Origin of the sequence: Cryobacterium sp. TMS1-20-1, from assembly GCF_004402355.1 — a bacterium.
Lineage (GTDB): Bacteria > Actinomycetota > Actinomycetes > Actinomycetales > Microbacteriaceae > Cryobacterium > Cryobacterium levicorallinum.
In genome coordinates, this window is sequence record NZ_SOGF01000019.1 from 100112 (window position 1) to 113971 (window position 13860).

A 13860-nucleotide genomic window follows, 5' to 3' on the forward strand; every position below is an offset into this window, starting at 1 on the left:
CCTGGGTACTATTGACGATCAAACCTGATCCCAATCTACATAACCCGGCTACTTTGCCGCGTGCGCCTCCAAAAACGCATAGACCTCGGAGTCGTCGACCCCGGGAAACGTGCCGGACGGCAGCGGCGACAGCACGTGTGCGTGCAGCCGGGCGCTCGGCCAGGCCCGGCCGGACCAGCGTGCGGCCGCATCCGAGTTCGGCCGACGACAGCACGACTCATCGGGACAGCGCGACACCGTACGCTCCGTGGTCTCACGCCCGCGAAACCACTTCGCCTGCGCAAACGGAACGCCGACGCTGATCGAAAACTCACCGGCATCCGTTGACCCGGTCTGCGTCGCCGACCAAAACGTACCGGCCGGGGTGTCGGTGTACTGGTAGTACTCGGTGGTGCGGTTGGTGTGGGTGAAGGCGCTGCGGGCGCTCCACTGCTTGCAGACGTACTGGCCCTCGATCGACCCGGTCACGTCCACCGGAAACGGCAGATCGTCGTTCTCGTAGCCCTTTTGCAGGGCGCCGTCGCCGTTGACGCGCAGAAAGTGCAGGGTCATATCGAGGTGCGAGGTGGCGAGGTTGGTCAGTCGCAACGCTGCAGCCTCATGGGTCACGCCGAAGGTGTCGCGAAAGTCCTCCACCGACAGCTCGCGCTCCTGCTTGGCATTCGACAGAAAGGCGACGGATGCCTCGCGCGGCATCAAACAGGCCGCCGCGAAGTAGTTGATCTCGAGCCGCTGCCAGAGGAACTCCGCGTAGCTGCCCGGCCGTTCGTGCCCGAGCAGCCGGTGCCCCATCGCCTGCAGGGCCATCGACCGCAGGCCGTGCCCGCCGGGAATCGACGCGGGCGGCAGGTAGATGCGCCCATTGGCCAGGTCGGTCACCGAGCGGGTGGAGTTGGGCAGATCGTTCACGTAGATCAGGCTGAATCCGAGCTGATCGGCCATGACGCTGACCTCGCGGTGGGTGAGCGCGCCCGAGACGTGGCCGCTCGCGCGCACCCGTTCCTCGACCAGTTCCTCGATGGCCGGCAGATAGTTGCCCTGTTCCCGCATCCGCTCGCGCAGTTCGGTGTTGGCTCGCCGCGCCTCTTCCGGCGTCGCGATGGCTTCGCTGGCCCGGCGGGACAGCTCCCGGTGCAGGCCGAGCAGCGATTCGATGGCGGGCAGCGGCATCCCCTTAGTGACTTTTACGACGGGCAGGCCGAGCGCCCCGTAGAGCGGATTTTTCTGGGCACGGTCCAGTTCGATCTCGAGCGCCGCCCGATTGTTTGGGGCTTCCCGGCGCAGCAGCTCGGCCAGGTCCACAGCGAGGGCCGTCGCGAGATCCTGCAGGGTCGACAGCTTCGGCTCGCGGCGGCCGTTCTCTATCAGCGACAGCTGACTGCCGGCGAGGTGAACGAGCGCACCCAGTTGGTCGAGGGTGAGACCGCGCTCCCCCCGAAAGTGACGGATGCGATGGCCGAGCAGGATCAGATCGGAGGCTTGAGGCGACATTCCTTAACGATATCTAAAAAACTGCATTTCTTAAGTAGCAATATTGCGGGTTTAGGGCTCAAAGCAGGGCCATTGTTGGTGTGTAAGACGAAATTATGGTTTCGCACAGCGTCTGACAGCAACGGGGCCCGACGTTTTTGACCACTTCGCAACTTTTTCTCGATACCCGGCGACCGGAAAGGCCAGCATATGACTCTCACCAACTCTTCCCTCCAGACCAACGGGGATTCGTACCCGACGCGCACGGGCAGCACCGACCCTAACCTGCAGTCCTGGGTCGATGAGATTGCCCGCCTGACCGAGCCCGACGCGATCATCTGGTGCGACGGCTCCAAGCGCGAGGCCAACGAGCTCTCCAAACTGCTCGTCGCCTCCGGCCAGCTCATCCGCCTAAATCCGGAATGGCGCCCCAACAGCTTTCTCGCCCGCACCAACCCGAAAGACGTTGCCCGCGTCGAAAACCGCACCTTCATCTGCTCCAACGATGAAGCGGATGCCGGCCCCACCAATAACTGGGCCGCACCGGTCAAGATGCGCGCCGAACTGCGTGGTGTCTTCGCCGGCAGCATGCGCGGTCGCACAATGTACATCGTGCCGTTCTCGATGGGCCCGCTCGGCGGACCCATCTCGCAGCTGGGCGTTGAGATCACCGATTCCCCCTATGTTGTGCTCAACATGGGCATTATGACGCGGATGGGCGAGACCGTGCTGACCATGATCGAAGCCGGCGACCCGTGGGTGCACACCGTGCACAGCGTCGGGTACCCGCTCGTCGACGCATCGGGAATCACCCGTCCCGATGTGGAATGGCCCTGCAACGATGACAAGTACATCGTGCAGTTCCCCGATACCCGCGAGGTCTGGTCCTACGGCTCCGGCTACGGCGGAAACGCCCTGCTCTCCAAGAAGTCCTTTGCGCTGCGCATCGCGTCGGTGATGGGCCGTGATCAGGGCTGGCTGGCCGAGCACATGCTGATCATCAAGCTGATCTCACCCGAGGGTGGCGTGTTCCACGTGGCCGCCGCCTTCCCCTCCGCCTGTGGCAAGACAAACCTGTCGATGCTGCGCCCGACCATTCCCGGCTGGAAGGTCGAGACCATCGGCGACGACATCGCGTGGCTGCGCCAGGGCGAAGACGGACGCCTCTGGGCGATCAACCCGGAAGCCGGCTTCTTCGGAGTCGCCCCCGGAACCGGTGAAACCACCAACCCGACCGCCGTCTCCACCATGTGGGGCAACACGATCTTCACCAACGTCGCCCTGCGTGACGACGGAGATGTCTGGTGGGAAGGGCTCACCGACAAGGCTCCCGATCACCTGATCGACTGGCAGGGCAAGGACTGGACGCCCGACTCCGGTCGCACCGCCGCGCACCCGAACTCCCGCTTCACCGTTGCGGCCGCCCAGTGCCCGTCGATCGCCGACGACTGGGAAGCGGCCGGCGGCGTACCGATCGACGCCATCGTCTTCGGCGGCCGTCGGGCGACCAACGTTCCGCTGGTCGCCCAGGCCCGAAGCTGGAAGCACGGCGTCTTCATGGGAGCGACGATCTCCTCCGAGAAGACCGCGGCCGCTGACGGCATCGTCGGCGAGCTGCGTCGCGACCCGTTCGCGATGCTGCCGTTCTGCGGCTACAACATGGCCGACTACTGGGGCCACTGGCTCAAGGTCGGCAAGGAACTCGGCACCAACGCTCCGGCGATCTTCCAGGTGAACTGGTTCCGCAAGGGCCCGGACGGCGACTTCATCTGGCCCGGATTCGGCGAGAACTCGCGGGTTCTCGAATGGATGATTCGCCGCATCGAGGGCACCGCCGACGCCGTCGACACCCCGATCGGACTGCTGCCGGCCGAAGGTGCGCTGAACCTGGACGGTCTCGACCTGTCCAAGGAATCCGTTGACCAGCTGTTTGCGATCGACCAGACCAGCTGGCTCGCCGAGTGCGACCTCACCGAAGAATACTTCGACAAGTTCGGCGACAAGGTGCCGCCGGCCCTGCGCGCCGAACTCGCAAGCGTGCGCTACCACCTCAAGGACTAGTTCCGGCAGTGCGAACGGCCCCGTCACGCAGGTGGCGGGGCCGTTCGTGTACCTCCCGTGCGTGCATTACTTTCCGGGCCCGGGCCCGGAAAGCGGGCCCATGATCTATCGTGGGCCGGGTGTCACAAGGTGGGCCCAGGGTCTCAGAGACCGGCATCGCGCAGGACCCCGCCGGGAACCGGCCGAACGGCCCGCGCGCGGCGGTCGTAGGATGCCAGCATGCATGACGACAGCGCACTGGTCGAGGCCCGGCTGAACCGTTTTGTTCGCGAACGGCTGCACCCGGCGATCTACCGGGCCACCGCCCCGCTCACGGTCACCGCCTGGGTCGCGCCGGGGGAGCCGGTCTCGTTTGCCGAGGCGGTCTCGCATCCGTTTGAACCATTCGTCGTCGGCGAGTCGTGGGGAAGGCCTTGGGGCACTGTCTGGTTTCATCTCACCGGACTGGTACCGCCCCAATGGGCCGGCCTGGCCGATACCCGCATCGAGGTCGTCGTCGACCTCGGGTTCACCGTCGCTGTGCCGGGCTTCCAGGCCGAGGGCACCGCCTACAGCTCGGATGGCCGGGTGCTCAAGGGCGTGGAATCGTTAAATCGCACCGTGACGGTGGACGGCGACACCATTGACCTCTATATCGAGGCCGCTGCCAACCCTAATATCGCCGCCGACTTCAGCTTCACTCCCACCCGGCTCGGCGATCTTGGCACCGCCGGCAGCACACCGCTCTACCTGCTTCGCCAAGCGGATGTCGCCCAGCGCGACACGCAGGTCTGGCAGCTCGCCCAGGACGTGTTCACACTCGACGGACTGCGCCGCGAGCTTTCGGCCGCATCGCCGCGGCGGGCGAACATTCTGCGCGCCCTGGAACGCTGCCTCGATCTGCTCGACCCGGACGATGTGGGCGGCACCGCGGAAGCCGGACGCGCCGCCCTGGCTCCGGTGCTCGCCAGCCCAGCCAACGCCAGCGCGCACCGGGTGCACGCGGTCGGCCACGCGCACATCGACAGCGCCTGGCTCTGGCCGGTACGCGAGACCGTGCGCAAGGTCGCGCGCACCTGGTCCAACGTGCTCGACCTGATCGACCGTCACCCCGATTTTGTGTTCGCGGCCTCGTCGGCGCAGCAGTATGCCTGGCTCCAGCAGTTTTACCCGGAGCTGTTCGAGCGCGTGCGTAAAGCCGTCGCGGCCGGCAACTTTGTTCCAGCCGGCGGCATGTGGGTTGAATCCGACACGAATATGCCCGGCGGCGAGGCCCTGGCCCGGCAATTCGTGGCCGGCAAGGGGTTCTTTCTGCGCGAGTTCGGGGTGGAACCGCTCGAAGTCTGGCTGCCCGACTCGTTCGGCTACTCCGCGGCACTTCCTCAAATCGTGCGTGCCGCCGGCAGTCGTTGGTTTCTCACCCAGAAGCTGTCCTGGAACGACACGAATCTGTTTCCGCACCACAGCTTTCTCTGGGAAGGTCTCGACGGCAGTCGCGTCTTCACGCACTTTCCACCGGTTGCCGACTACAACGCGCAGCTCTCCGGTCTGGAACTGGCCAGGGCCGAGCGGTTGTTCGCGGAGAAGGGCGTGGCCAATACCTCGCTCGTGCCGTTCGGTTGGGGCGACGGTGGCGGCGGTCCGACCGAGGAGATGATCGCCGCTGCCCACCGTACCGCGTCGCTTGAGGGATCGCCGACGGTCGAACTGTCCAGCCCGCGGCGGTTCTTTGAAGCGGCGGAGGCCGAGTATGCGGCGCCGCCGGTCTGGTCGGGCGAGTTGTATCTGGAGTTTCACCGCGGCACGCTCACCTCCCAGGCTCGCACCAAGCAGGGGAATCGGCGTTGCGAGCACCTGCTGCGGGAGGCGGAACTGTGGGCGACGACGGCCGCCGTGCGCGTGGGGGCGCAATATCCGCGGGCGGCACTCGACAACGCGTGGCAGACGGTGTTGCTGCAGCAGTTCCACGACATCCTTCCGGGGTCATCGATCGCCTGGGTGCACCAGCAGGCCGAGCGCGAGTATATGCGGGTCGCTGGCGCGCTGGAGGGGGTGATCGAGGCATCCGTTCGTGCGCTCGTCGGGCCGGGCGATGGCGCGGTCGTGCTCAATGCGGGGCCGTATGCGCGGGCGGGCGTGCCGGCGCTCGGCGGCAGCGCGAGCGCCGATACTCGGGGTGCCGATACTCTCGGCGCGGGTGCTGCGGGTGCTGCCGCCGCGCACGCCGGGGCCATAATCTCACGCACTCCGGCCGGCTGGGTCCTGACGAACGAGCACGTCTCCGTCACGATCGACGAGGACGGACTGTTCACCTCGGTGTACGACCGGCACGTTGACCGCCAGGTCGTGCCGGCCGGAGCGCGAGCCAACCTGCTCACCCTGCACCGGGACACCCCCACCCAGTGGGATGCCTGGGACATCGACACCCCGCATGCGCGCCTGTTCGTGGAACTCACCGATGCCGACTCGGTTGAGCAACTCGACCAGCTCCCGGTCGGTCAGGTCGGCGTGCGCGTCACACGACGATTTGGCGAGTCTTCGGTCGTCGAAGATGTGACTCTCACGTCGGATTCAAGCGCGATCGACCTGCACGTCAAAATCGACTGGCATGAGCGGCAGAAGCTGCTGCGACTGAACTTTCCGCTCGACGTCAAGGCCGACCGGGCCTCCTCCGAGATCCAGTTCGGGCACATATTCCGCCCGACGCATGCGAACACCTCCTGGGATGCTGCCCGTTTCGAAACCGTCGCCCACCGCTGGGTCCACGTCGGCGAACCGGGTTTCGGCGTCGCGGTTGCCAACGACTCCACCTATGGCCACGCGATCATCCGCACCGCGTTTGCTCCAGGCGAAACGGATGCTCCGCGGCGTGACCCCGGCACCGGGCAGGACGCGAACGCAGCTGGGTATTCCAGCCCCGGCGAGGATGCCAGCATCAGCCAGGGTTCCCGCCGTGACGGAGAAGTCCGCGTCGGCAGCACCGCCAGCCCCGACCGGGTGACGGATACGGCCCCGCCCGCAGCGGCGGCCCGCATCGGCACGACCGTTGCACTGACTCTGCTACGGGCCGCCGTCTATCCCGACCCGACCGCCGATCAGGGCGAGCACGAATTCCGCGTCGCCCTCCGCGTCGGCGCGAGTATTCCCGACGCGGTATATGAGGGCTACCGGCTGAACCTACCGCTGCGCACCGTCGCGGGCATCGGCTCTACGCCGGTCGAGCCGCTCTTCACGGTCGACAACCCGGCCGTGGTCATCGAGGCGGTCAAGCTCGCCGAAGACGGCAGTGGCGACGTGATCGTGCGGCTCTACGAGGCGCACGGGACCCGGTCCCGGGCCCGGGTCATCCGCTCATTCGCCGCAGCCAAAGCACACGAGACGGACCTGCTCGAGCGCCCAGTCGCACCGGCCGCCATCATTGCGACGGATGACGCCGTCCTGACCCTGGAATTCCGCCCCTTCCAGCTCGTGACGCTGCGCTACCCTTCCATCCATTGAACGCGAGAGCGCAAAAAGTGCCCGATTGAGAGTTCCAATCGGGCACTTTTTGCGCTCTCGCGGGGTGTTAGACCAGCAACTGGTGCTTGGCCAGGTCGCGATATAGGGGGGTGGAGACGACTAGTTCGGAGTGGGTGCCGACGCCGACGACCTCGCCATGGTCGAGGACCACGATTTGGTCGCTGTCGACCACGGTGGACAGGCGGTGCGCGATCACGATGAGCGTGCGGTCCACCGCGACGGCGTCGATGGCTTCGCGCATCATCTGCTCGTTCTTGCCGTCGAGGCTGGAAGTAGATTCATCGAGCAGAAGAATCGGCGGGGCCGCGAGCAGCGCCCGGGCGATCGCGAGCCGCTGGCGTTCTCCGCCGGAGAGTTTCACACCCGATTCGCCGACCGCCGCGCCGAGCCCGGCTGGGTCGCGGTCGAGCACTTCACCCAGATTGACCGCCTGCAGCACCTTGATGCAGTCCTCATCGGTGGCATCGGGGGTGGCGAGCGTGAGATTGTCGCGCAGCGAACCGGCTAGGACCGGTGCGTCCTGCTCGACGTAGCCGATCTGCGCGCGCAGCGCGGTGCGATCCAGCGAACGAATATCCAGCCCACCGAACCGCACGGTGCCGTCCGAGACATCGTAGAACCGCTCGATCAGGGCGAGGATGGTGCTCTTGCCAGCGCCGCTGGGCCCGACAAGCGCGGTGCGCAGCCCGCGCGGAGCGCTGAACGAGACTCCTTTAAGCACCGGGCGCGGGTCCAGGGGAGACTCCCCGATGGAATCGGCGTCGAGATCAGCGTCCGTTTCGACCGAGCCGGCGGTATCCGTTGTCGGCGCAGCGTCTGAACCAGCGGCGACCTCAGCCGGAGCCACCGCGTAGCCGAAGTGCACGTTCTCGAAGCTGATCGCGGCGGCTTCCGGGTTGACCTTGTCGTTGGCGGCGCCGACCGTCATGGCGAGCGGCGCGATGTCGCGGTCGAACTGATCCTCGGCGGGCAGGTCGATGATCTCCTGGATGCGGCCGAGCGCTCCGAGAGCCGCGTTGACCGAGGTGATTGCGCCGAAGAACTGGCCGAGCGGCATGATCATCATGAACAGGAACAGAATGAACGCGACCAGGTTGGCCACGGTGATGGCGTCGCTCGCAACGCGAAAACCGCCGACGCCCAGCACGACCAGGAAAGACACCTGCATGGCGATGCCGGCGATCGGCACGACGAGGGCACTGATCTTGGCGACCTGGATACCCATGCGCCAGGCGCCGCGGGCATCTTCTTCGATCACGGACGTCTCACGCTCGGTCGCGTTCGCGGCGCGCACGGTGCGAATGGCGCTGATGGCACGCTCAACGCTCGCGGCGAGGTCACCGACCTTCGCCTGCGCGGCCTGGCTCGCGGTGCGGATGCGCCGGGACAACAGGGTGACGGTGACCACGGACACCGCGATCACGAGCACGGTCAGCCCGAGCAGAACCGGGTCGATGATGAGCATGGCCACGAGCGCGCCGATGAAGGTGAGCGAGCCGCCGATCGCTTCGACCAGCCCCTGCGTGAGCACCGCGCGCAGCAGCGTGGTGTCACTGCCGACGCGGGAGACGAGGTCGCCGGTGCGGCGCGCATCGAACTCGCTGATCGGCAGGCGCAGCAGGCGTCCGACCAGCTTGCGGCGGCTGGAGAGCACGACTCCCTCACCGGTGCGCTGCAGCAGGTAGTGCTGGTACCCGCTGATCAGGCCCGAAATTACCACGAGCACAATGAGTACTCCAACCAGCGAACCGAGCGGGTCACCGGCCTGCACGATCGTGATGACCTGACTCACCAGCAGCGGCTGGGCCAGGCTCGCGGCCGCACCGAGCACGCTCAGGACGATGACGACGCCGAGCACCTTCTTGTGCTCGAACAGGTAGGGCAGCAGTTGGCTGAACTTCGCGCGCGGACCGGTCGGGGCTGGCCGGCCGCGTCGGCCGCGCGGCGGTTTGACGGCCTTCTGGGCAGCGGATGAATCGGGCGTGCGGGTTGCGGTGGTCACTGATGAATCTTAACCGCCGCAGATGCGAACCATCCCCACCGGAGCGGGGGCGGTCTAGGTTAGAACTGTGCCAGCGCCTGTCATCGCCACCCAGAATCTCGTCAAGAGTTATCCTGTCAAAAACTCGAAAGATTTCGTCGCCGTCGACGGGATCAGTTTCGAGGTGGCCCCGGGGGAGTCCTTCGGGTTGCTCGGCCCCAACGGCGCCGGAAAATCCACGACGATGCGCATGATCGGCGCGGTGTCCACCCGCACGAGTGGCGATCTCACGGTGCTCGGCCTCGACCCGAATCGGTACGGTCCCGAGATTCGTTCCCAACTCGGCGTGGTGCCGCAAGAGAACAATCTCGACCTCGAGCTGAAGGTGCGGGAAAATCTGCTGGTTTACGGCCGCTACTTCGGGCTGCCGCGCGCCCGAGTCGCCCGCCGGGCTGACGAACTGCTCGAGTTCGCCCAGCTCCAGGACAAGGCCACAGCCAAGGTCGACGACCTCTCCGGTGGCATGAAACGGCGCCTCACCATCGCCCGGGCGCTTATCAACGACCCGCGCATCCTGCTGCTCGACGAGCCGACCACCGGACTCGACCCGCAGGCACGCCACATTCTCTGGGATCGACTGTTTCGACTCAAGGAGCAGGGCACGACGCTGCTCGTCACCACCCACTACATGGACGAAGCCGAGCAGCTCTGTGACCGCCTCATCGTCGTCGACAAGGGCCGCATCATGGCCGAGGGTTCTCCGGCCGACCTGATCCGCCGGTATTCCTCCCGCGAGGTGCTCGAGGTGCGCTTCGGCTCAGCCCAGAACGCCGAGGTCGCCGACCGCCTTCAGAGTTTCGGCGGGAGCGGTTTCGGCGAACGGGTCGACGTGCTGCCCGACCGCATTCTGGTCTATAGCGATAGCGGCGAGCGAGAATTAGAGCGGATGACCGCGGCCGGCCTGCACCCGATCACGAGCCTGGTACGCCGTTCCAGCCTCGAGGACGTGTTCCTCCGTCTCACCGGCCGAAACCTGATCGAATGAGCGCGAGCGATTTCGACAACGCTCGGGATGCTGGCGGGGCGACCGACAGCATCCGTTCGCAGGCAGTCGCGGCGGCTGTCGTCTCGGCCGCCCGCACCCGCCGCTACGGCTCCTGGTATGTGGCCGAGCACCGGTTTCGGGTCATGCGGTCTTACGCGCAGACGGTGCTGTTCACCGCGATCGGCAGCCCGCTCGTCTACCTCTACGCGATGGGCGTTGGCCTGGCCAGCCTGGTCGACGGCAATCTCGGCGACAACGCCGTCAACGGGGTCAGCTACCTCGAATTTCTCGCACCGGCGCTGCTCGCGAGCAGCGCGCTTGCAGTCGCCTCCGAGGAGTTCAGCTACCCGATCATGCTCGGCTTCAAATGGAACCCGACCTTCTTCGGTATGAACGCGAGTGCGATTCAACCCGGTCAGATCATCAACGGCATCGTCATCTCGGTAGCGGCACGTATGCTGCTCACCTGCGCCATCTTCTATGTCTTCATGCTCATTTTTGGTGCGGTTCCGGGCCCGCTCGGTGCCGTGGCGGTGCTCGTGGCGCTACTCACCGGCCTCTCGTTCGGCGCGCTCCTGATGGCGTACACGGCCACCCTCAAGGACGACACCGGCCAGCTCGCCATGGTGCAGCGCTTCGTGATTCTGCCGATGACGCTGTTCTCCGGCACGTTCTTTCCGCTCGACGTGCTGCCGACCTACCTGCAGTGGCTCGGCTGGATCTCACCGCTCTGGCACGGCACCGAACTGTCCCGCGTCTTCGCCTATGGCCGACCGGAACCGATCTGGCTGAGCGTCCTGCACGCGCTCTATCTGGCCGCCCTGCTCGCTGTCGGCTGGATTTGGGCGCGTCGCCTCACGGCCGCGAGGTTGAACAAATGAGGTTTTCGTCGACGCTCGTCACTGCTGCTCGCCCACCACGGCTGGTCGGAAGCCGTGGTGTCGGTAAGTATTACGCCGGTAATGCGCGCAGCGTGATGGCGCGCGGCTGGCGCGCGACGCGCAGCACCAACTCGCTCGTTGTGCTCAGCGGAATGGTCGAGCCGATCTTTTACCTGCTGTCGATGGGCCTCGGCCTGGGGGCGCTGATCGGCCAGGTACAGACCGACGACGGCCAGAGCGTGCCGTACGCCGCTTTCATCGCCCCGGCGCTGCTCGCCGTCGCCGCGATGAACGGTGCCATCTACGATTCGACCTGGAACGTCTTCTTCAAGATGCAATTCGCCAAACTCTACGAGGGGATGCTGGCCACCGCGCTTGGCCCGCTCGACGTGGCGCTCGGCGAGATCTCGCTCGCCCTGGCGCGGGGGCTGCTCTACGCGACCGGATTCCTGCTCGTGATGCAGGCGCTCGGCCTGAACCTGTCCTGGTGGGCGCTGCTCGCGCTGCCGGCGGTGCTGCTGATCGCGTTTGGATTCGCATCCGTCGGCATGGCGGTGACCAGTTATATGAAGACGTTCCAGCAGATGGACTGGATCACCTTCGTGCTGCTACCGATGTTTTTGTTCTCGGCTACGTTCTACCCGTTGAGCGTGTATCCGCCGGGCGTTCAGTATGTGATTCAGGCGCTGCCGCTCTGGCATGGTGTCGAGCTCGTGCGCGGCCTGACCACCGGCCAGGTGGATGCTGGCCTGCTCTGGCACGTGCTCTACTACGCCGTCATGATCGTGATCGGCGTGGTCATGACCACCCGTCGCCTGAAAGCCCTGTTCCTGACATAGACAACGCTCCCCCTCGCCAGCGGCAAGGGGGAGCGGATGCTGGTGCGGCTGGACCTACCGGTGCAGGTCGAGGTCCTTCGTTTCGCGGCTCAGGATCAGCGCGATCAGGGTGATGGTGCCCATGATCGAGAGGTAGATGCCGACCCAGAACGGGCTGCCCTCGCCGATTGTCCACAGCCAGACGGCGATGAACGGGGCGACGGCCGCGCCGAGAATGGAGCTCATGTTGTAGGCGAACGCGGAGCCGGTGTAGCGCACGCTGGTCGGGAACAGCTCGGGCAGCAGCGCGCCCATCGGCCCGAAGGTCATGCCCATGAGTGAGAATCCGACGATGAGGAACAGCATGACGCTGAGGTCGCCGGCACCGAGCAGGGGCACGAAGAGAAACCCGAACACGATGATGAACATGGTCACGATGATGAGCGTCTTGCGACGCCCGTGCTTGTCGGCCCACGGGCCGGAGGCGAGGGTGAAAATTCCGAAGAACACCACGCCGAGAATCATCATGAGGATGAAGGTGTTGTAGCTGAATCCGAGCCCCGGCAGCGCGGCATCCGTTGCGGCACGGCCGTAACTGAGAGTGAACGTGGTCATCAGGTAGAACAGCACGTAGGTGGCGAGCATGATGAACGTGCCGAGGATGAGTTCGCGCCAGTTCGACTTGAATACCGCAGCGAGCGGCAGCTTCTCGACACGCTTGGCCTGGACGACCTTCGTGAAGACCTCGCTTTCGACCAGGCGCAGACGCACCCAGAGTCCGACGATGACCATGACGGCCGAGAACAGGAAGGGGATGCGCCAGGCCCATTCGAGGAATGCCTCGGACGGGCGGGTCGGGTCGGTCGACGGCAGTGCGAGCGCGAGGCCGAGAAACAGGCTGTTGGCGATGATGAAGCCGAGCGGGGCGCCGACCTGGGGGAAGGTGCCGTACCAGGCACGCTTGCCGACCGGGGCGTTTTCGGTTGCCACGAGTGCAGCGCCGCTCCATTCCCCGCCGAGGGCGAAGCCCTGGGCCAGGCGCAGAATGACGAGCATGAACGGTGCCCACCAGCCGATCATGTCGTAGGTCGGCAGGAGGCCGATCAAAAACGTCGCGATGCCCATGGTGAGCAGTGCACCGACCAGGGTGGCCTTGCGTCCCTTGCGGTCACCGAAGTGGCCGAAAAACAGGGCGCCGATCGGGCGGGCGACCATGGCGGCGCCGAACACGGCGAAGGAGGCGAGCAACGCGGTGGTCTCGTTGCCGGAGGGAAAGAACAGGTGCGGAAACACGAGGACGGCGGCGGTGGCGTAAACGTAGAAGTCGTAGAACTCAATGGTCGTGCCGATGAGGCTCGCCATGATGACGCGGCTCTTCGGATTGAGCGGTGTGGTCGGCGTCGGAATAGACGCTGTGGTTGTTGACATGGGGGTGGAACGCTCCGGTGTGATGGCTGAGCGCCAACGAAACCCGCAAGTCGATCGGACTTCCCGCGGTAGCGTTTACGCACGAATGATGGTGTGGCCGCGTGTAGAGGTCACCAATTACCCTACCCCCGGGGGGTCTGGGTCAACGCGCGACAGCGGCTACTGCGCGTGAAGCACTGGTGTGCCGACTTTCGCGGGGAAAAAGCTATTTCCAGAGTACCGCGATGACCACGTTGACCAGGGTGAGGGCTCCAATGGCCCAGAGCACGAGTGATGAGACGCTCGGCTTCTTGCGGTTCACGATGACCAGCACGGTGATCACGATGAGCACGAGCAGCTTGATGCCGATTTTGGTGTTGTCGATGTGGCCGAGGGCGCCCACCTGGATGACGCCGACGAGGAGCAGGCCGGTGACCAGCTGGGTCAGCGCACCGTGGAACATGGCGGCGACGATCGCGCCCTTGCCGGCAATGATCGGCTTGATCTGCACCAGAAAGCCGCCGAGTAGCGAGGCGAGGCCGACGAAGTGCAGAATGAGCAGAATATTGCGCAGAAGGTCCATGCATTCAGCCTAGGAGCGTGAGTCAGTAACGCCTATTTCGGCTTGATGCCGCGGAATACGGGTCCATGTCTCGGCGTGGGTTGGGTGTTGCTGGCGCGGTAGCCAATGGGGGAATT

At 65.5% G+C, this 13860-nt stretch carries 9 protein-coding genes; 5 read left to right on the top strand and 4 right to left on the bottom strand.

Annotated features, from left to right (window positions below):
- Positions 1-48 precede the first annotated feature (48 nt).
- Positions 49-1491 carry a helix-turn-helix domain-containing protein gene (locus E3O45_RS04125; protein WP_134441953.1) on the bottom strand — a complete coding sequence of 481 codons (1443 nt, stop codon included), beginning with the start codon at positions 1489-1491 and terminating at the stop codon, positions 49-51.
- A 189-nt stretch (positions 1492-1680) separates the two neighbouring features.
- On the opposite strand from E3O45_RS04125, the gene E3O45_RS04130 reads away from it, so the two are divergent.
- Together E3O45_RS04130 and E3O45_RS04135 are read left to right on the top strand one after the other, a co-directional pair.
- Positions 1681-3531: a phosphoenolpyruvate carboxykinase (GTP) gene (locus E3O45_RS04130; RefSeq protein ID WP_134441954.1), complete on the top strand. Its 1851-nt coding sequence runs from the start codon at positions 1681-1683 to the stop codon at positions 3529-3531.
- A 219-nt stretch (positions 3532-3750) separates the two neighbouring features.
- Positions 3751-7008, top strand: coding sequence for a glycoside hydrolase family 38 C-terminal domain-containing protein (locus E3O45_RS04135; RefSeq protein ID WP_241985221.1), 3258 nt, complete (start codon positions 3751-3753; stop codon positions 7006-7008).
- 67 nt (positions 7009-7075) lie between these two features.
- Here E3O45_RS04135 and E3O45_RS04140 read toward each other — a convergent pair whose 3' ends face one another.
- Complete coding sequence (locus E3O45_RS04140; RefSeq protein ID WP_134441956.1) at positions 7076-9031, bottom strand: ABC transporter ATP-binding protein; 1956 nt, start codon at positions 9029-9031, stop codon at positions 7076-7078.
- A 67-nt stretch (positions 9032-9098) separates the two neighbouring features.
- On the opposite strand from E3O45_RS04140, the gene E3O45_RS04145 reads away from it, so the two are divergent.
- Genes E3O45_RS04145 through E3O45_RS04155 form a run of 3 tightly spaced genes read left to right on the top strand, consistent with a single transcriptional unit; the run spans position 9099 to position 11775 of the window.
- On the top strand, positions 9099-10055 hold the full coding sequence (locus tag E3O45_RS04145) for an ABC transporter ATP-binding protein (RefSeq protein ID WP_134441958.1): 957 nt from the start codon (positions 9099-9101) through the stop codon (positions 10053-10055).
- Complete coding sequence (locus E3O45_RS04150) at positions 10052-10936, top strand: ABC transporter permease (protein ID WP_134441960.1); 885 nt, start codon at positions 10052-10054, stop codon at positions 10934-10936. The genes E3O45_RS04145 and E3O45_RS04150 overlap by 4 nt, the downstream gene beginning before the upstream one ends.
- A complete protein-coding gene (locus E3O45_RS04155) occupies positions 10933-11775 on the top strand; it encodes an ABC transporter permease (RefSeq protein WP_134441962.1) in 843 nt (280 codons plus the stop codon). The genes E3O45_RS04150 and E3O45_RS04155 overlap by 4 nt, the downstream gene beginning before the upstream one ends.
- Before the next feature lie 54 nt (positions 11776-11829).
- Here E3O45_RS04155 and E3O45_RS04160 read toward each other — a convergent pair whose 3' ends face one another.
- Both E3O45_RS04160 and E3O45_RS04165 read right to left on the bottom strand, forming a co-directional pair.
- A complete protein-coding gene (locus tag E3O45_RS04160) occupies positions 11830-13182 on the bottom strand; it encodes an MFS transporter (RefSeq protein ID WP_198418212.1) in 1353 nt (450 codons plus the stop codon).
- A gap of 205 nt (positions 13183-13387) precedes the next feature.
- Positions 13388-13744, bottom strand: coding sequence for a hypothetical protein (locus tag E3O45_RS04165; RefSeq protein WP_134441963.1), 357 nt, complete (start codon positions 13742-13744; stop codon positions 13388-13390).
- Between the last annotated feature and the right edge of the window lie 116 nt (positions 13745-13860).

Excerpts from the sequence above, each read along its gene's own strand:
- E3O45_RS04160 (WP_198418212.1), bottom strand. The coding sequence starts at position 13,182 with ATGTCAACAACCACAGCGTCTATTCCGACGCCGACCACACCGCTCAAT.
- E3O45_RS04165 (WP_134441963.1), bottom strand. The coding sequence starts at position 13,744 with ATGGACCTTCTGCGCAATATTCTGCTCATTCTGCACTTCGTCGGCCTC.
- E3O45_RS04155 (WP_134441962.1), top strand. The coding sequence starts at position 10,933 with ATGAGGTTTTCGTCGACGCTCGTCACTGCTGCTCGCCCACCACGGCTG.
- E3O45_RS04125 (WP_134441953.1), bottom strand. The coding sequence starts at position 1,491 with ATGTCGCCTCAAGCCTCCGATCTGATCCTGCTCGGCCATCGCATCCGT.
- E3O45_RS04135 (WP_241985221.1), top strand. The coding sequence starts at position 3,751 with ATGCATGACGACAGCGCACTGGTCGAGGCCCGGCTGAACCGTTTTGTT.
- E3O45_RS04150 (WP_134441960.1), top strand. The coding sequence starts at position 10,052 with ATGAGCGCGAGCGATTTCGACAACGCTCGGGATGCTGGCGGGGCGACC.
- E3O45_RS04130 (WP_134441954.1), top strand. The coding sequence starts at position 1,681 with ATGACTCTCACCAACTCTTCCCTCCAGACCAACGGGGATTCGTACCCG.